Origin of the sequence: Bartonella sp. TT29SHDZB (assembly GCF_042193395.1) — a bacterium.
Taxonomy (GTDB): domain Bacteria; phylum Pseudomonadota; class Alphaproteobacteria; order Rhizobiales; family Rhizobiaceae; genus Bartonella.
In genome coordinates, this window is sequence record NZ_JBHILQ010000004.1 from 21,178 (window position 1) to 41,232 (window position 20,055).

Sequence of the window (20,055 nt, forward strand, 5' to 3'; positions counted from 1 at the left end):
CCCTAACAAGCCCCCTTGGTACAATAGTCCCCCCGCTCTCCGTATAAAATCAGATCATTGATTAAACCTTCATGCATTTAGACAATCAAGCCCCCTATTCACCATCTACACATCTAAACTACTCTCAAGCAATTATGTTTACACCCTTACACATAAAAGCAATATTATCTCCTCAAAATGCTCTATACATCCCTTTAACACAACCAACGGATAATTTCACACCCTTGCTAAATCCGTAAAGAAACCCAGCACCAAACCTCATACCCTACCACATCAGGCAAGGAAATCTATCGCCTAACCTCACAACTCCTACCACATTAGAAAAGCAACAATCCACCTCGCCTTGTAGCATGCTAAAGCCGTCATCATACAACGGTTTTGTTTAATTTTGTGCTTCCATATTTTTGCAAATATTACAAGAAAGGCGCAAACAAAACTTGCGCCTTTCTCAAAAAATTTAGCAGTTTTCCTAAAACATCGTCACTCAAGCGATACTAAACAGTTCTTATTTTTCTTTATCATCTCCCGCAGTATTGGACTTCTTTTCAGCATTACTTTTAGAGCGATTGACTGATTTTGTAGTAGCTTTTGTGCTTTGCGCTTTTTTCTCAGTCTCATCCGATTGCACTTCTTTAGACTGAGTCTCCTTAGGCTCAACATTACCGGATTTTGCTGTTTTTTTCCCAACAGTTGCCTCTGCTTTGTCTGCCTCGCCTTTATCGGTCTCTACTTTATGAAGCACTGTTTTAGAGACTGCTTCAGCATTTTGTTCATCAATCACTGTTGTCTCTGCTCTGAGCGTTCCAGTTTTTGGAACAGAGGACCCCCGTGGCGCAGCACCCTCATCTTTCTGTGTGCGTGAAGGAGGCTTTCCTGCAATGACTTCGTTAATTTCAGCTCCCGTTAAAGTCTCATATTCCAACAAACCTTGTGCCAAAGCAAACCATTCTTTTCTTTTTGTTTTCAAAATATTTGTCGCATTTTTATAGGCATCATCAATAAGCTTACGCACTTCCATATCAATCATGCGCGCTGTTTCTTCAGAGACATTTTGTGTTCGCGCAACAGAATGACCTAAAAAGACTTCATCTTGGTTATCCCCATAAGCAACATTTCCAAGCAGATCAGAAAATCCCCACCGTGTGATCATTGCGCGTGCTAATTTGGTTGCTTGTTCAATATCAGAAGAAGCACCAGATGTGATATTTTCCTTTCCAAATTTCAATTCTTCAGCCACGCGTCCACCCATCATAATGGCCAGACGAGAAATCATCCAACGATAACTCATGGAATAGCGATCGCCTTCAGGCAATTGCATCACCATTCCCAATGCTCTTCCCCTTGGAACGATTGTTGCTTTGTGGACAGGATCAGCAACCGGCACATTAAGAGCCACAATAGCATGTCCTGCTTCGTGATAAGCAGTGAGCTCTTTTTCTTCTTGTGTCATAGCGGTTGAACGACGTTCAGCGCCCATCATCACCTTATCTTTGGCATCTTCAAATTCTTGCATGGTGACGACTCTTTTATTACGGCTCGCAGCCATAAGAGCAGCTTCATTGACCAGATTCATCAGATCTGCACCAGAAAATCCTGGTGTTCCTCTTGCCAAAATTTTTAGATCAACGTTGGGGGCTAAAGGCACATTGCGCACATGCACTTTCAAGATTTGTTCACGCCCAGAAACATCAGGGTTCGGCACAACAACTTGCCGGTCAAAACGCCCTGGTCTCAATAAAGCAGGATCAAGCACATCGGGACGGTTTGTTGCAGCAATAAGAATAATACTTTCATTAGGCTCAAATCCATCCATTTCGACAAGCAACTGATTTAAGGTTTGCTCACGTTCATCGTTTCCACCGCCTAGTCCAGCACCCCGATGGCGTCCAACAGCATCGATTTCATCAATAAAGATAATACAAGGCGCATTCTTTTTAGCCTGTTCGAACATATCACGCACACGGCTTGCCCCAACACCTACAAACATTTCCACAAAATCAGAGCCTGAAATGGTAAAGAATGGCACATTGGCTTCACCTGCCACAGAGCGTGCCAACAAAGTTTTACCGGTTCCTGGAGGACCAACAAGCAAAACACCACGTGGAATACGCCCTCCTAAACGTTGAAATTTTTGTGGTTCGCGTAAAAATTCAACAATTTCTTGAAGATCTTGCTTTGCTTCTTCAACACCAGCAACATCTTTAAAAGTAACACGTCCTTGCGCTTCATTAAGCAATCTTGCTTTTGACTTCCCAAATCCCATTGCACCACGCGATCCATTTTGCATTTGCCGCATAAAAAAGACCCACGCCCCCACGATAATAATAACAGGCAACAAGGAAAAGAGGAGATTGAGGAAAATACTATTTCCAGAGCTTTCAGGAATAGCTTTAACATTGACGTTTTTGCTTTCCAATTTTTGTATCAAACCTGGATCTCGTGGAGCATAGGTTGAAATAGTTCTATGTTCAATGGTTTGTCCTGTTAATTTTTGACCCTGAATGGTCACAGATTTCAACTCATTATTCTCAACTTTTTGCAAAAATTCAGAATAGGAGACTTCTCCACCACCAGAACGTTGACTATCTCCATTAAAGAAAGAAAACGACACAATCAAAATCAAAGCAATAACTCCCCAAATGAGGAGAGAGCGGTAATTGGAATTCATATTCAGCCCACTTAATCAAATCTAGATTTCAAACAGTTCCCCTTAACATATAACCTTGTCAGCCCCTTGCCAAGAGATGAGAAGCTGTTTATTTTCTTTTAGAGTAATTTTCCCTTTATCTTTTCACCTCAATATTAAAAAAAGGTTCCACAACATTCACCAGCGCAGCATCTTCGCGAGAGGAAAGCCAATCGAAAGGCGCCATAATCCGCTTGATGATAACATTTTTATAAACAACCGCTTGAGAAATCAACTCTGGAATATCATACCCTTTATCGTTTGAGATCATCAGCAGCGATTGTAAAGAGGGAAAATGAGGCTTTTCAAGCTCAAAGTCGCTATTTTTTAATAAAAATTTCAGCTGTTCTAAATTTGCTGCTCCAACCTTTATAGCCTCAGATCCATGATTTGTAATCTGATAGCGCCCATCCCATATAAAAGTTTTGTCAGGCTCAACGATAGCCTCTTTCATATTTCGCCCTTCGCGCCACAAAGCAATTCCATTTTTGTTATATTCAATAACAGAGCCCGCATAAGTAAAACGCTGCTTTTCTGAAGAATGGAGACAGAGTTTTTGAACAAGCATGCTTAATTTTTGATTGGGGAGCAAATAAAATCCCCCTCCCATCAGCACCGCAAAGAGCCCCACCACGAAAGGAAAACTGGAATGTTTCTGTAAAAATAGCGCAGGCTTTGCTATGAAACAACGCCCATGTTGGACTGTAATATCCAGCGCTAAGATCAAATCAGCAATATTTTTGGCTTGTTGACGACGCTGCAATGCGGCTTCATTTATTTTTTGAGCAATATAAGCCAATTTTTGCGGAGAAAGAGATTGACGCACGCGCACACGTTCAAAATTGCGATCTTCATTGGTTGGATCATCAATCCATGTTTGTCCTTGTAAGCGTAAATAATTCCGTAATGTTTGGCGTTTTACACCAAGGAGTGGCCGAATCAACCGCACTTTTCTATGCAACAACGCCTCACGCGGAATACAGGATAAACCGCGCTCATAGAGGGGACCATAGTTTTTTTCGGCAATATTTTTTCTCGTTTTTCTGGTATGATCCTCATCACGTATACCCTCGGCTTCAGCGCACAACGCACCAGCAAAACCACTGGTATAAAGCTCATCACGCATGGCAACAGCTTCACTATACAAAGCACCTCTATTCTTTTGGAGACGTTGATACCGCATTTGATAGGTTTCAACCTGATCATTGAGTGTATGCCCCGTCATAATAAGTGATGCACCTTGTTTTTGTGCTTCTTTAACCAAGAGATCATAGCGTGCAACACGAGCACTGGAAGCAATATGCGTCTTTGGCTTTTCGCCTTCCCACCGTACAATGATATGTTTAATGTGATGGGCACGACAAATTTCCGCAACAATTTCTGCTTCACGCATCGATTCTTTACGCAATTGATGATCAACCGTGACAACAATCATTTCCGGAGGAAATGCGAGAGTCTCCAAATGTTCTTTGACCAAAAACATCAAAGCCAAAGAATCACTTCCCCCTGAGACGGCAAGAATCAACTTCTGACATTGAATAAAATCCGATGTTTTAAAGAGATTTCTTGCCAGTCTAACGCACACCGAAAACGACCTCGCTTTTTATTTTGCAGGTTTACAAAAAACAGATGCTAATGTTTGTTGACGTTTTGATTTTTTCACAAAATGAGCACAATCGTCTTTATTTGGCTCAAGAGCGACCATACTTCTTGCTAATTTTAGCAAAATCTCGGAGGTATAGAGCTTCTTTTCATCTGCATACCATGCCCTAAGATAAACTTGTGCTGCTTCATGATAGCGCTTTTGTCCCAATAAAGATTCTGCCAACCAAAACAAAGCATCATCACTTAAAGGATCTTTTTTGTAACGGTTTTGAAAAGTGCAAAAGGTTTTTTCAGCTTCAACATAGTTGGCAGAACGAATAAAATCATAACCCTCTTTATACAAAGTTTTGGAAGAAGAAAGAGTACCATCTATACTCTGTTGTGCTTCAATTGGAGCACTTACATCATGCGCTTTGTTAAAAGGTTGACTGTTTTCATGGTCATGGCTCTCCACCTTAGCTTCCACAGCAGCAACCTTTGTCTGATCACCTGTACTATGGTCCTGCTCCATCTCTTCTTTTACAGTCTGAACTTGTTCATCCACAGCGGCATTTTCAAAGGGACAAGAATAAACAGAAGAGTCTTGTTTATCAAAAAGCCGATGAAACTGCTTGTTAACATTTTTCAAATTATTATGTTCAAGCACTGCTCGTATCTCATGCAAAAGCTTATCTAAATCATAATCTTTAAATAAAGCCTGTTGATTCTCTAAAATAATCCCTTGGTGCTCCATAACATCCGAAGCTTTTTCCGCCGCATCAGATGCCTCATCAGTAGCATCAGGTGCCTCCTTCACAGCATCGACAGCCTTATTAACAGCATCAGTGGCTTTTTCCAACACATCAGATGCTGCTTTATCAGCTGCTTCCGGTGCTTTCTTTACAGCATCAGACGCCTTATCAACAGCGTCAGTGGCTTTTTCCAACACATCAGATGCTGCTTTATCAGCTGCTTCAGGTGCCTTCTTTACAGCATCAGACGCCTTATTAACAGCGTCAGTGGCTTTTTCCAACACATCAGATGCTGCTTTATCAGCTGCTTCAGGTGCTTTCTTTACAGCATCAATAGCCTTATTAACAGCGTCAGTGGCTTTTTCCAACACATCAGATGCTGCTTTATCGGCTGCTTCAGGGGCTTCTTTCACAGCATCAGTTGCCTTATCAACAGCGTCAGTGGCTTTTTCCAACACATCAGATGCTGCTTTATCAGCTGCTTCAGGGGCTTTCTTTACAGCTTCAGTTGCCTTATCAACAGCGTCAGTGGCTTTTTCCAACACATCAGATGCTGCTTTATCGGCTGCTTCAGGCGCTTCTTTCACAGCATCGACAGCCTTATCAACAGCGTCAGTAGCTTTTTCCAACACATCAGATGCTGCTTTATCAGCTGCTTCAGGGGCTTTCTTTACAGCATCAGTTGCCTTATCAACTGCGTCAGTGGCTTTTTCCGCCGCATCAGATGCTGCTTTATCAGCTGCTTCAGGGGCTTCTTTCACAGCATCAGACGCCTTATCAACTGCGTCAGTGGCTTTTTCCGCCGCATCAGATGCTGCTTTATCAGCGGCTTCAGGGGCTTTCTTTACAGCTTCAGTTGCCTTATCAACTGCGTCAGTAGCTTTTTCCACCGCGCTAGATGCTGCTTTATCAGCGGCTTCAGGTGCTTTCTTTACATCATCAGTTGCCTTATCAACAGCGTCAGTGGCTTTTTCCAACACATCAGATGCTGCTTTATCAGCGGCTTCAGGTGCTTTCTTTACATCATCAGTTGCCTTATCAACTGCATCAACTTTATCCGTATCATGTGCAGGATATTCGGAAGCCTTTCGTGCCGCACTTTGAACAAGTGAAGTAGAACAAGCTATGAAAACCCCCATATAAAAGAGTGTTTTCCAATTGATTTTACGATACATTCTTTTTTCCCCTTAAGAGCTTATTAAATAATTGAAACAAACAATCTTATTTTTAATGACTATTCATGTCACTCAACGTTGTCACAGCACGTCGATTTTGATTCCAACAGGAAATATCATCACATACCGCTACAGGTCTTTCTTTTCCGTAAGAAATTGTTTGAATCCGTTGTGCAGACACACCAAGAGACACCAAATAGTTTCGCACAGCAACAGCACGGCGCTGTCCAAGTGCCAAGTTATATTCACGTGTTCCCCTCTCATCAGCATGACCTTCGATCATAATAGAATAATAAGGATAATGAAGCAACCATTCTGCTTGGCGCGTTAAAATACGTTCAGCATCAGCATCAAGTGAAGAAGAATCGAGACCAAAAAACACGCGATCACCCACATTAACCGTAAATTCTTGTCCTGAACCTGGTGACATCTGATTCAAACCAGCATCATTCATATAAGCGCCATTCATACCGTTAAGTGCACCGACATTTTTTTTGCCACACCCACCCAAGCATAGTGAGAAAAGAAAGAGGATAGCTAAGGAATGAGAGATGGTTTTTTTGGTAGAGCGCATAGTCCGTTTCTCCTTGAATTTCGTAAAGAAGGGTCAATTCTTAAAAATATTTTTAAGAATAACCGTTAATTCCTAATGAAGACGAAATTTTTTCTATTTTTTTGGTCATCATTTTTACTTTTAAGTCTCTGCCAATTTTCCTTCTCTTCAGCCATTCCTCTAACATTTCTATAAGAAATGTTTCCCTTATGCGTCATGGTTTTTTATGCATCATCTTGATCTTGATCTTGACGATTTTTTTGCAGCGCGTTCAGCTTTGCAAAAACTTTATCAGCGTCAAAAGTCTTATGCAGATTGTCTTCACCCTCATTTTCCTCTAGAGCAGCGTTTTCCGTCAGAGAAGCGGGAAGCAACGACCTATCTTCTTCTGCTGCAACAGGACGATTTTTCGCCGCACGCTGGAGCTCAAAATCTAAATCGATTTGCGAACACAAACCAAGCCCTACAGGATCAAGAGGAACCAAATTTGCACTATTCCAATGGGTTCTAAGGCGGATTTGTTCAATTGTCGCTTTTGTTGTCCCAATCAACCGTGCAATTTGTGCATCTTTCAACTCGGGATGGTTCGTAACCAACCATAAGATACCATTGGGACGATCTTGGCGTCGAGAAAGAGGGATATAGCGCGCCCCTTTACGTTTTTTTTCAGGAATATGCACCCTCGATTGAGAAATTTTCAAGCGTGCATTTTGATCAGCCTCCACCCGTGCAATTTCACTACGCGTCAATTGCCCAGAACTAATCGGATCTAAACCTTTAATACCATAAGCCGCATCACCATCGGCAATAGCTTTTACTTCCAAGACATGCAATTTACAAAATTCTGCAATCTGATCAAAAGAAAGAGCTGTATTATCAACCAACCAAACAGCTGTTGCTTTGGGCATCAAAAGTTGCGTTGCCATTTTTATAAATCCTCTTCTGCGCCTCTTCTATGAGGCAGGTTACCGCCCACTCAAGAGCACTGGAACTTTTTTATATGTTTAGGTCTCTCCAACCACTCCTAAAACAAAGCGCGGATGGAATAAACCATTTTGCTATGAAATTACATTCTGTTATAGCGTTATTTTTGCTCAACGACAAGAGATCTCTCTTGTAATGATCCTCAACTAAGGTGTCTTTACCTTTAAGATGAATTTTCTTATAAAGGGTTTATTCGATTATTTCACCTCATGCTGTGGCACATTTATTCTGGTGGGATGCGAGCTTTATCGCCTTAAATTCTAAAGAGTGTCCAACTGGAAAGAAAGCCCTCAAACAGGAAGGAAAACTATGGCAGGCCATTCACAATTTAAAAATATTATGCACCGTAAAGGGCGTCAAGATGCTATGCGCTCGAAAATATTTTCTAAGCTTGCGCGCGAAATTACCGTAGCAGCAAAACAAGGTGCTCCTGATCCAGCCATGAATCCACGTTTAAGGCTGGCTGTTCAAAATGCCAAAGCACAATCGATGCCGAAAGATAATATTGAACGCGCGATTAAAAAAGCGTCAGGCACCGATGTCGAAAATTATGATGAAGTACGCTATGAGGGCTATGGACCAGGTGGCGTTGCCGTCATTGTTGAAGCTTTAACCGATAACCGCAACCGCACCGCTTCAAATGTGCGCGCCGCCTTCACAAAATCAGGAGGAGCCTTAGGGGAAACAGGATCGGTCAGTTTCATGTTTAATCGGATTGGTGAAATAATCTATAAGCCAGAAGCAGGAACAGCCGATAACATCATGGATGCAGCAATTGAAGCCGGTGCCGAAGATGTGCAATCAGAAGAAACCGGACATCATATTACCTGCGCATTTGAAGATATTGGTGAAGTTTCAAAAATGCTTGAAGCAAAACTTGGTGAAGCAGAATCGATTAAAACAATTTGGAAAGCCACCACCCTTGCACCAATAGATGAAGAAAAAGCTTTGTCCGTTTTACGACTGATTTCAACATTAGAAGAAGATGATGATGTGCAAAATGTTTATGCCAATTTTGATGTCAGTGATGAGATTTTGGCAAAATTATCTGTATAATTTCCATCATTTGCACAAGCCCTCTCTTCATTCATGAGAGCTTCAAAAGCATTTGTCATTCTTCTTCTTTATCCGCACATATAAAAGCCCCGCGTCAATAGCGGGGTAAGCCATTGGTGCAACAAAAAACCACAATCAATCGCAGAAAACATAATCCCAAAAAGAAAGCATACAAAACTCTGTAGTCTCACACCTTTCTTACATGCCCCAAAGATTATCCCTATATCCCCTCTCTATTCGATCTTGTTGTTCTTTAAGATTAACCTCCCCACCCTCAAGTGATGAAAATGATCTAGCCTGTAAACAATTCGGATTTTCCTAACGTATTCCTATGACGAATCACTCATAAAATTCACTTGAAACTTAAGGCTCAACAAACATGCACTCCCCTAAATATTCGCCACGCACTTAAAAACACTTAGAATATATCAAGGAGGTTTATACGTCCTATTTATACGCCCTATATCACCACACTTCAAAGGACAGTGTTTTTACAACATCACAGAATAAAAATAAGCAAATGGAAAGCCAGAGCTGATTGTTTAGCAAAGTATTGTACAAAAAGCCGGTACATCTCTCTAATCTGTTGCAAATAAATTTTTGACTTTATGGCATTAACTTTATGATATCGTATATTTCTAAAATAACGTCATTTATCTTAAAAATCTGTCCTTTTGCTCTTACCAATCAATCAATATTCAGACCTAAAACAACCGCGTACTTGAATAAAACACATCAGAGAGCAACAGCCCCCTGACAAGACCAAACTCTTCACAAACAAAATTGAAGAGGAAGTTTAAAAAAATATATATAGCGACACTTTGAATAAAAAGTTGAAATCTAGAGATCTCAGAATTTTCGGCTCTATTTTTTCAAGGTATTGTTTTGAATTTTTTTAAGCATTTTCCCCCAAGGAAATTCCATTATCGATCAACAACCGTAGATGATAGATGAAACCTACATAACTCCCCATGCCCACTATAATCAATTCCTTCTTTTAAATAATTAAAAACTATTGAGATTGTGTAAACTTGAGACTGTATTCCTTCTATATTCTGTTTTTAAGCATTTTGTTTTATTGTATATTGAGCAAAGGCGACCATGCTGGATCTGAAGCATCATTGGGGGTGGGTAATTGACGTTCATTGCGACCCGTAATATCAATCGTATAGATTTTTGGTCCCATACCGGGATTTTTGCGAAAGAACATCAGCACACGACCATTGGGGGCCCAAGTTGGTCCTTCATTGTGAAACCCTGTGGTTAAAATTCGTTCTCCTTGTCCATCAGGGCGCATAACACCGATAGAAAATTGTCCGTTTAATTGTTTTGTAAAGGCGATATAGTCACCCCGTGGAGACCAAATAGGTGTTGAATAACTCCCCTCGTTTAAAGAAATACGTTGAATATCACTCCCATCCGCATTCATTTTATAGATTTGCGGCTTTCCACTACGATCTGAAGAAAAGACGATTTGTTTTCCATCCGGTGAATAAGAAGCAGAAGTATCAATAGCAGAAGTTGTTGTAAGTCGCGTCATCGTACGGGTTCGTAAATCCATGGTGTAAAGATTGGCACTCCCATCATTTTGTAACAAACTCATGATAACCTTTTGTCCATCAGAAGAAAAACGTGGAGCAATTGTCATGTTATTAAACGTTCCAATCAACTCTCTTTGCCCCATTTCAATTTGTTGGAGATAAACATGAGGTACTTGATTGTCCTCATAAGCCATATAGGTCATTTCTTGTCTTTTTGGAGAAAACCGCGGTGTAAGCACCAATTCACTTCCATCAGACATATAAATCAAATTTGCGCCATCTTGATCCATCATTGCTAAGCGTTTAATGCGCGCATTTTGGGGGCCTGTTTCATCGATAAAAACAATTCGTGTATCAAAATAACCACTTTCTCCTGTCATCTCACTATAGATCTCATCTGCGATCATATGTGCCACACGCCGCCAACGTTCTGTCGCAGTATAAAAACGCCGTCCTTTCAATTGCCTTTGTCCAAAAACATCCCATAAACGAAAGTCGACCCTCAAACGTCCATCGACTTCTCTCATGACCTGCCCAGTAACTAAACCTTGCGCTTTTATTTTCTGCCAAGAAGCAAAATGCGGTTGTTTATTAGGATTAGAAATGTTTTCAAAAAAATTTTCTTTATCAAGTGGTAAAAAAAGCCCCGACCGTTCAAGATCGGCTGTCACCACAGCAGATATTTTCAACCCAATCGAATCATTGGAAATAAAGTCTGTAATTGCAATGGGAATGGGATTAAAATCAGCGCTCGAAATAGTTCCTTTCAATTGCGCATAACCGGATGAAATACTTGAAAGCCACAACCCACAAGTGACAATAAACCAAGCAAAAACTTTATGTCTCGTTATAGTCATCATAGAATGTGTCCTTTCGTTAAGCGCTTTTTTCTCGTTTATCATCTTATTTCTTGGAGGGGATCAACATTAAAGTCAAAACCTTGCCCCCATAGATCATATTGATCACGTGGCAGATCTGCATAAGGTTGGCATGAAAAGACAGCAGCATATACCTGCCTTATCATAATAGCTTGTTGACTCTCAAGGCCGCTTACGGGATCAATGATAGGATCACCCACAACCATCCCTTCACGGTCTAAGTAAAATCGCAACCGCACAACCGGACGGTTTTTTAAATCGCCGCCAAGCGCCACAAGTTTAAGCTTCTGTTGAATACATCCCCCCGCAATATTGACCAATGTTTGTGCCATTTTTGTGGTATCATTAATATTTTTTCTTGCACCCAAAGCTTCTGGTGTATGAGAACGTTTTGCCCCCCCTCCTTGTGACCGCGCACGATTGAGCAAATTATTTTCCTCCAGAGCTAAAATATCTTCAATGGTCTGTTCCTCTTGGTTTTTCTTGTTAAGCTTTGGCGTCTTTTGATTCAATGCAGCCTCATTCTTCTTTGGAAATTCTCCGTCAAACTTTGGTTTAAACTGTGGAAGAAGAGATTTTTTTGGAAGCACAATTTTGGGCGCTTGATGAACAATCTGCTCTTCTGGTACTTTTGGGACCGTTGGAGCCAATTCTTTTGGCGATATCATCTCTTCATTTTTGTGCGCAGGCTTGAGCGCAACCTTAGAGGCATCCTCCGGTGCCTCCAAAGGCGTCTCAGGCGCAACCTTGGGCGCATCCTCCGGTGGTGCCTCCAAAGGCATCTCAGGTGCAACCTTGGGCGCATCCTCCAGTGCTTCCAAAGGCATCTCAGGCGCAACCTTGGGCGCATCCTCCGGTGGTGCTTCCAAAGGCGTCTCAGGCGCAACCTTGGGCGCATCCTCCGGCGCTCTCAAAGGCGTCTCAGGCGCAACCTTGGGCGCATCCTCCAGTGCTTCCAAAGGCATCTCAGGCGCAACCTTGGGCGCATCCTCCAGTGTCTCCAAAGGCGTCTCAGGCGCAACCTTGGGCGCATCCTCTGTTTTTGCTTCTAATAATTCTGGTTTTGTAAGTTCTGGTGCAGATGTATCCGGCGTATTTTCGCTTGGTGGCGGCGGTGTTGTCTCAACGGGGAGCAGCTTTTCCTTTGGTTGAAACGGTGCAAGACTATCTATTTGTCCCTCTCCAATATGGCGTGCATCTTCTTTCTCTTGTGGTTGCATAGTTGGTTTAACGGCAGGGATTGCACGGATAGGAGCCTTCACGGCTCCTTGTTGAGAAGAAAACTCGTCCACCAAAGGAGCAAGAGTAATAGGAATTGCTTCCAATGGTTGTGGTAAAGAGACAGAGCTTGTAAACTGAATGGCTCCCCAACTGAGAAAAATGACATGGACCACAAGGGATAAAGCCAAGCCTCGTTTCATGCTATGATAGGAGTCTTTGTTCATTCTTTATGCCTTATTTATGCCTTACATTTTTTCATTTTTAATCACTCTATGCTATTTAAAAAACATCTTAAAAACAATCAGTTATGCGAAATTTTATTACTTATTATTTATTGTGCTAGACTTGCTAACGCAACTTGAGAAAACCCCGCTTTTTGAATATCCGCCAGCAGTTTTAATACTTGCTGATATTCAACAGTTTTAGCAACCCGCACAAAAACTCGTTGATCTTTTTGTGTAGCATCTGCTTCCAGAAGAGTTTTCAGGTGTGCAATCAGGGCCTGTGACGTTTCATAATAATCTTGATTAATGGCAAAGCGCCCTTGCGCGTCAAGTGAAACCGTAAGGGGTGTTTTTTGAGCTCGTACGGGACCCGCTTGACTCCGCGGTAAGTCCAGAGGAACACCATTTACTAAAAGAGGGGCAGAGACCATAAAAATAATCAACAAGACCAGCATGACATCCACAAAAGGAGTGACATTGATCTCACTCATCAGTTGGCTTCGTGAATGATGCCGCCTACGTGTATTTTTGCGAGAAGAAGAAGCAACAGAAAGGCCCATGGATAAGCTCCTTTTTATAAAGAGGAAGGTGCTGTGCGTGTTTCATCAATACGCCGCGATACAATTGTTGAAAATTCATCGGCAAAATTTTCTATTTGTGCAATGATGCGCGCACTTTCATGAGTCAACTTGTTATAAGCAATAACGGCAGGAATTGCTGCAAACAAACCAATAGCGGTTGCCAAAAGCGCTTCTGCAATCCCTGGCGCGACAATGGCAAGTGACGTATTTTGAGAAGCTGAAATAGAAAGGAAAGACTCCATAATACCAATAACTGTTCCAAAAAGTCCGATAAAAGGTCCCGCAGATCCCAGTGTCGCAAGAAAACTTAATTTTGATTCTATTTTTTCACTTTCACGTCCCAGCGTCAAATCCATAGCCTTATCAATTCTGCTCTGCAAACTTTTCGATGTATGGGTCCCTTTTTCAAGAGATTTTTTCCATTCAACCATTGCTGCTATAAAAACTGCGGATATACTATTGGTACGTTGACTTTTGCATGATGCATAAAGATCTTCTAGCGCTTTGCCAGACCAAAATGTGCGTTCAAACTGCTTTATTTCACGCCGTATTCTCCGATACGTAAAAATTTTATCAAAAATAATTGCCCAACTCCAGATAGAAGCGAGCAGCAACCCAATCATAACACCTTTCACGATCCAACTCGCTTGCATAAACAAATGCAACATTCCAATTGTTTCTGGATTCGTTAGTTCTAAATGCGGCATAATTTTTGTCCCTCTAAATGAAAGATGCATTTTTTAAATTTTATAAAACAGATTATTTTATAGTTTCTAAATTTAAGTAAAGACTCTAGTCTCACATAAATCCATGCGCTAAAACAAGACTTGTTTCTTAAATTTCCTTAAAAAGTGATGACGAGAGACATCCCTCAATGCAGGCCCCTCCTCATTTCACAACAGCATTTATGAAAAATATAACGATAAGAACTTCTCCATAAATACTATAAAAATAAAAGATATAAAAATGCATGATATTAAATCTATTATGCACCACCATCTTTACGCTCATGAAAAGAACGCTAAATCATCATACGCATTTCCAGCTTAAAATACAGTGATAAGTCTTAGCACTTGAAAAGATTCGTAAGAGGTATTTTATTCCTTTCTTAAGTATTTTTGTATCCACTCACCAACCCCACTTGTGACATGTAAGAAAATGTTTTTGATTAATTCGCGGCAATAGAGCTTGAAAAGAAAAAATTTTACAAGTTTCAGAATTATCTGAAAGTGACAACGCCGTAAATTATCATTGTAAATAAATATGTTATCATCATGAAAAATTATGCTTTGCCTCAGGCTATTGTTTCTCTCATTCTTTAATAAGATCACACCATCGGGCAAAAAAACGACACTAAACCACCCTAAAACGCCTCACAACAATGCACCTCACCCAGGCCCCCTATAAGTCCTATATAATCTAGTGTAAGTCTCATGTAATCTCATTGTGTTGTGAATTTGCCTCTTTCAATGCCTATCATCTCTCTGGCACTATGGTATAACGTAAAAGCTTCTGTGATATGAAAAAAGCCTTTTCATATCTTTACTTCATGAAAACCAGCTTCTTCGCTCTCTTTCTCACTTGCGATATTTGATCATTATTGCATTGAGAATGATCCATAAGGAACATTTTTTCAATTTTTTTCAATGATTTATATTGCTCTCTTATGATGTATAAGCAAATGATTTTAATTGTTTCAACATGAACAGATTTGAAATGAAAGTATTTTATTCTATTCCTCTATTGGGGTTTGTGCCCGTGAGAAGTGATAATTTATCTTTCTCAGTCAATATATTATATAGACTAATATGCTTTTGAAACTTTAAATCAAGAATACATTTCTGCTTTATATACATTGATCTCTCACTCATTCACTACGCTTAGAAGCGCACATAAAGTGATGCATTATAGATAGAAATGGATGAGAGACGCGCTCTTATGATGCCAAATGATAATCCAGTAAAAAAACAAATCAAATTGCTTAAAAACACCCTTTGGGTGTTTTGAGACAATTTTCGACCTAATAGCTTATTATCACTTTATTGCAATATGTTGCTGGGTATATACATTTTTATTTCTTTTTATATTTTGTACTTTTCGCTGTTTTCTGATACCAACAAACCTTTCTTCAAAAGAAAGAAAAATATCTTGAGCTTATAGCAGAAAATGGATGATATGACATTGATTTTGAATCATAACATGGATGAAGCGTGTTTAATTTTGTGGGATATCATCTTCAATTTATTGTAGTTATTGTAGCAGAGGTGCTTTCTTTTGCTGTATCATATAACCTTATTGGAAAACATTTAGGCTATAATAAATGTATAGTCTTAGATTATAGATTACTTTATATCTGCTGATCTCTCCTGAAGCGGCTGTTTCAATGAAGCACATTTTTAACCAAGTATTTTTGCAAAAAGCTCTTTGGGTAAACGTCGCGGTTTTGCCTCCTCATTAATCAGAGCAATTTCAACTTTGGCTGTTACCAACGTAATCGCCTCATGCAAAATAGATTGCTCCATAAAAAAGCGGGCCCCTTGGATATGAGTAACACGTGTTTTAACAACTAAAAGATGATCAATTTTAGCTGGTCTTGAAAAATTAATTTCCATATGACGAACAACAAAAAATAGTTTTTCCCCCTCACCCCCTGCTGCTAACATCTTATTATTAAAACCGGTATCCCGTAAAAACTCTGAACGTCCTCGTTCAAAAAACTCAAGATAACGCGCATGATAAACCACACCGGAAAAATCTGTATCCGCAACATAAACGCGGACTTGAAAATTATGAAAAGCGTTTGTATGATTGCTCTTAAAAGGTGTTATTTCTGTCATCGACTTCATATCCCATAAAATCATCTAATATAGCTAATATAGCAAATTGTTTATCAATCAAAAGATTGAACACATTTTTGTGTTGAAGTTGTGAAAAGCAAAAGCACAACCCCTCACCAGGGACAAACCTTTTCGACCAGAATATGTTAAAGGCAGCACATCTCTTGTATTTTATGACCTTGCTATAAAATGTTCAAATAGTTTCTTTTAATAAAGGGATGCCTTAGTCATCTTCCCCATCCCATAAAGACGTCTGAAGTGATGAATTGTCTTGAGCATCAGAAAGTTGAGAACGCCTTTGTATAGACGTTGTAGAGGCTGGAGCAGAAAGCCCTAAATGGCTCCAAGCCTTTTCAGTTAGAATGCGTCCACGAGCGGTTCTTTGAATAAAACCTTGTTGGAGCAAATACGGTTCAACAATATCTTCAATGGCGTCGCGTGGTTCTGATAAAGCAGCAGCAATTGTTTCAATCCCCACCGGTCCCCCTAAAAAAGTTTCCGCAATCAGGAGCAAGTAGCGGCGGTCAAGCGGATCAAGCCCAAGATGATCAACCTCAAGGCGCGAAAGCGCTTCATCGGCAATTTTTTGGTCAATTTGTTTTGCTTGTTTAACCAAAGCAAAATCACAAACGCGCCGTAAAAGCCGTCCGGCAATACGAGGGGTCCCCCGTGCTCGGCGTGCAATTTCATGGGCACCATCATCACTGATCTTGACGGCAAAAAGCCGCGCATTACGCTGCACAATATATTCCAATTCTTCTATCGTATAAAAATTGAGACGAATTGGAATGCCAAAACGGTCTCTCAGCGGTGTGGTCAAAAGCCCCAAACGTGTGGTTGCCGCTACCAAAGTAAATTTAGCCAGATCAATTTTCACCGAGCGTGCGGCCGGCCCCTCCCCAATGATCAAATCAAGTTGATAATCTTCCATGGCTGGATAAAGAATTTCCTCAATCGCCGGATTTAAGCGATGAATTTCATCAATAAACAAGACATCACGTTCTTCAAGATTGGTCAAGAGAGCGGCTAAATCTCCTGCTTTAGCGATGACCGGCCCTGAAGTAGAGCGAAAATTAACGCCTAATTCTTTTGCCATAATCTGTGAAAGCGTTGTTTTTCCCAGCCCCGGTGGTCCTACAAACAAAACATGATCCAGCGCTTCTTGCCGCGTTTTTGCTGCTTCAATAAATATTTTTAAATTAGCCCGTGCCGCTTCTTGACCAATAAAGTCATCGAGAACTTGTGGTCTTAAGGAACGATCTGGATCGTTAGGAAGGGGGGCGGAACCCAGAAGGCGTTTATCTTCATCTTTATGCATTGTTACCTTGATTTTAAGTAGGAGAAGAAAGCAATTTGAGACTATGGCGGATCAGCAGGGCAGAAGAAACAGTTTCGCCCTCAAGAGCGTTCATCGCAAGAGCAAGAGCACGGGATGCATGCTCCCGTTCAAACCCTAGCTTCATCAACGCGGAAAGCGCATCATGCGCAGGTTGATTGGTCATCTCACGCTGAGAAACCGAAACAGTCTTGACCGCTTGTTCAAAGGGGAGTGTTTTACTTTTCAGTTCACCCACAATTCTTTCACTGACTTTTTTACCAACGCCCGGCGCTCGACTAATCATCGCAACATCGTTTAAAGCAATAGCCTGTGCAAGTTCATCTGGCGATAAAGTACCCAAGATTGCCAAAGCAACCTTTGCCCCTACTCCAGGAACATTTTGTAGAAGACAAAACCACTCCTGTTCCGCTCTTGTCGCAAAACCAAAAAGGCGAATTGCGTCTTCCCGAACATGCGTTTCAATAAAAAGGCTTAACGCCTCCCCAACAGAGGGCAAAGAAGGACGCAGCCGATTTGACACAAAAACAACATACCCCACACCGTGCACATCAAGAAGGATATGATCATCAAAGATATGTTCAAGGGTGCCCTTTAATTTGCCAATCATGTTGCCACCCCAATCATATCGCTATCCTTGCCTGATAAGATCGGTCAATACTGTTACGGTGCATACTATGACAAAGAGCAAGAGCAAGAGCATCAGCCGCATCACTGCTATCAAATTCAGCCCGTGGGAGGAGAACTTTGACCATCATATGGATTTGTTCTTTAGCCCCATGTCCAACCCCAATAACCGATTTTTTCACTTTGTTGGGCGCATATTCAAAAACAGGAAGATTGGCTTGCGCAGGAACCAGCAGTGCAATTGCACGCGCTTGCCCAAGTTTTAAAGTTGCTGTAGCATCTTTGTTGACAAACACATGTTCTACAGCAGCTTCATGAGGCATAAATTGATGCACAACCTCTGAAAGACCTTTGTGGATCTGACATAGTCTGGAAGCCAGCTCACACTTTACATCAGAAGAAACCGTCCCTGCTGCAATAAACTGAAGACGATTACCCACAACATCGATAACGCCCCACCCTGTACGCCGTAATCCGGGATCAATGCCTATAATACGAATCGTCTCTGCCATAAACTACAGTCTATACACTTTTCCCCCCTGTGAATAAAGATGTGAATAAAGATGTGAATAAAGACAAGACCACAAAGAAAACAGCAGTACAAGACAAAACCAGTAAAAAGATAATCATCCCCCCAAATTTATACAATTATAACACGCAACGAACAGCATCTTTATGAAACATACTTTATGAAGCGTAACTGAAATCAATCAAAACCATTCACACACCACAAGCAAGCACCCGATCAAGCACCCTCTAAAGCATAAAAATTCCCTTTCTATATCATATCCAATGCCATAACGGTTAAACATCGCAAGCGAGCAAATAGATCAGTGCTGGATTGCACATTCATAATGTGTAAAGAGGCTATGCAATGGATGGTACACACTTTGCGAAAACTTTTTACATTATAGCATGACGCTATCATTATAACTCAACACGTTGATTTATAAAGATAATTAATTATTTTGTATGTTGCATAAGAATCCCGAATATCCTAAGATTTTCTCATTACAAATCTGTTTATATTGAAGCAATCAAAACCATTCTCTTACATATGAAACGTGGGATTGCCGTATAGAGTGAAACTGTACAAGAAAGGACTAAAAATGCCTCTAATGAATTGTCTCAAGTTCCAAAGGCTACCGCAACATTGGGGACTGGCAAAGATGATGATCGTGCCGGCTTTTTCCTTTGCAAGCGTAAAGATGAGAGAGGCTCAACGGATGTGAATAAGAACTGAGAGGTGTTTTTGAATATACCCATCACACCACAATGACATCGCGTAGAGAGGGACATTTCATAGAGAGGAACATGCATGGGGGCACAGGGAACCCATGGGACATTCATTATATGGCACTTTATTTTGGATATTTTATTTTACGCGAGGGAAAATACCTTCCATTCAAAACAAAAGAAGCCCAAAAACTGTAACAATGTGTATCATCCTCATTAACACACACTTTACAGCAGCTTTATAGGCATAAATTATAGAGCATAAATAAATTGATGTACAAACCCCTGCTCTATCTTAGAGCCAGATCATTATCAGAGCCAAAACAAAATCACACGATAGATCAACAGAAAGTGTTCCAGCTGCAATCAACCAAAGTCGATTTCCATAAGACCAACCATACTCCATCCCATGCCATATTCGAAATCAATACTTATACACCCCCTCTAAGCTATAAGCTCAAGATATTTCTACGCCAAATAGAAATTAGGCAGAAAAAAAACACTCTAGATTAGTTTTAATTGTGAAATTTCGGTTGTAAAAAAAATGGGTATACTGCTCTAAATATCGCAAGAAAGAAGCAAGGCGCTATTCTTCTCAAAACACCCCCAAAAGCTGTTTTCAGTAATTCGATTTATTTTCCCACTGGATTATCATCGCTTAAACTACAGCCACCGCTTATTGACCAAAGTGCTTAAACTACAGCAGCATCTCTAAATGAAAAAAATGCATGCTTCTAAACGCAATGAATGAGAAACAAATTGGCGAAAAATTTCTGGCAATTCA

Annotated in this window: 14 protein-coding genes; 1 reads left to right on the forward strand and 13 read right to left on the reverse strand. The window is 40.7% G+C overall.

Annotated features, from left to right (window positions below; genetic code table 11):
* Positions 1-505: 505 nt before the first annotated feature.
* The 5 genes from ftsH to ACFIJJ_RS03300 form a co-directional block, all read right to left on the reverse strand.
* Positions 506-2,668, reverse strand: coding sequence for an ATP-dependent zinc metalloprotease FtsH (ftsH, locus tag ACFIJJ_RS03280; RefSeq protein ID WP_375622627.1), 2,163 nt, complete (start codon positions 2,666-2,668; stop codon positions 506-508).
* 115 nt (positions 2,669-2,783) lie between these two features.
* Positions 2,784-4,271, reverse strand: a complete 1,488-nt coding sequence (gene tilS, locus ACFIJJ_RS03285; RefSeq protein WP_375645895.1) for a tRNA lysidine(34) synthetase TilS — start codon at positions 4,269-4,271, stop codon at positions 2,784-2,786.
* A gap of 18 nt (positions 4,272-4,289) precedes the next feature.
* Positions 4,290-6,197 (reverse strand): tol-pal system protein, encoded by a 1,908-nt coding sequence (locus ACFIJJ_RS03290; RefSeq protein ID WP_375645897.1) that lies wholly within the window; start codon positions 6,195-6,197, stop codon positions 4,290-4,292.
* 52 nt (positions 6,198-6,249) lie between these two features.
* Positions 6,250-6,771: a peptidoglycan-associated lipoprotein Pal gene (gene pal, locus ACFIJJ_RS03295; protein WP_375622621.1), complete on the reverse strand. Its 522-nt coding sequence runs from the start codon at positions 6,769-6,771 to the stop codon at positions 6,250-6,252.
* Positions 6,772-6,974: 203 nt separating this feature from the next.
* Positions 6,975-7,676, reverse strand: coding sequence for a DUF1013 domain-containing protein (locus tag ACFIJJ_RS03300; protein ID WP_375645898.1), 702 nt, complete (start codon positions 7,674-7,676; stop codon positions 6,975-6,977).
* Between the two features lie 367 nt (positions 7,677-8,043).
* On the opposite strand from ACFIJJ_RS03300, the gene ACFIJJ_RS03305 reads away from it, so the two are divergent.
* Positions 8,044-8,790, forward strand: coding sequence for a YebC/PmpR family DNA-binding transcriptional regulator (locus ACFIJJ_RS03305; protein WP_375622617.1), 747 nt, complete (start codon positions 8,044-8,046; stop codon positions 8,788-8,790).
* A 1,075-nt stretch (positions 8,791-9,865) separates the two neighbouring features.
* Here the strand turns inward: ACFIJJ_RS03305 and tolB are convergent.
* The 8 genes from tolB to ruvC form a co-directional block, all read right to left on the reverse strand.
* On the reverse strand, positions 9,866-11,191 hold the full coding sequence (gene tolB, locus ACFIJJ_RS03310) for a Tol-Pal system beta propeller repeat protein TolB (protein WP_375622615.1): 1,326 nt from the start codon (positions 11,189-11,191) through the stop codon (positions 9,866-9,868).
* A gap of 38 nt (positions 11,192-11,229) precedes the next feature.
* Positions 11,230-12,654, reverse strand: a complete 1,425-nt coding sequence (locus ACFIJJ_RS03315; RefSeq protein ID WP_375645899.1) for a cell envelope biogenesis protein TolA — start codon at positions 12,652-12,654, stop codon at positions 11,230-11,232.
* A gap of 107 nt (positions 12,655-12,761) precedes the next feature.
* Complete coding sequence (gene tolR / locus ACFIJJ_RS03320) at positions 12,762-13,214, reverse strand: protein TolR (RefSeq protein ID WP_375622611.1); 453 nt, start codon at positions 13,212-13,214, stop codon at positions 12,762-12,764.
* A 14-nt stretch (positions 13,215-13,228) separates the two neighbouring features.
* The gene (tolQ, locus tag ACFIJJ_RS03325) at positions 13,229-13,942 is read right to left on the reverse strand and encodes a protein TolQ (protein WP_375640353.1); all 714 of its coding nucleotides are present in this window, start codon (positions 13,940-13,942) and stop codon (positions 13,229-13,231) included.
* Between the two features lie 1,689 nt (positions 13,943-15,631).
* On the reverse strand, positions 15,632-16,072 hold the full coding sequence (gene ybgC, locus ACFIJJ_RS03330) for a tol-pal system-associated acyl-CoA thioesterase (RefSeq protein WP_375622609.1): 441 nt from the start codon (positions 16,070-16,072) through the stop codon (positions 15,632-15,634).
* Between the two features lie 223 nt (positions 16,073-16,295).
* The gene (gene ruvB, locus ACFIJJ_RS03335) at positions 16,296-17,390 is read right to left on the reverse strand and encodes a Holliday junction branch migration DNA helicase RuvB (protein WP_375613207.1); all 1,095 of its coding nucleotides are present in this window, start codon (positions 17,388-17,390) and stop codon (positions 16,296-16,298) included.
* Positions 17,391-17,403: 13 nt separating this feature from the next.
* Positions 17,404-18,018, reverse strand: coding sequence for a Holliday junction branch migration protein RuvA (gene ruvA / locus ACFIJJ_RS03340; protein WP_375611757.1), 615 nt, complete (start codon positions 18,016-18,018; stop codon positions 17,404-17,406).
* A gap of 13 nt (positions 18,019-18,031) precedes the next feature.
* A complete protein-coding gene (gene ruvC / locus ACFIJJ_RS03345) occupies positions 18,032-18,547 on the reverse strand; it encodes a crossover junction endodeoxyribonuclease RuvC (RefSeq protein WP_375645901.1) in 516 nt (171 codons plus the stop codon).
* Positions 18,548-20,055 lie beyond the last annotated feature (1,508 nt).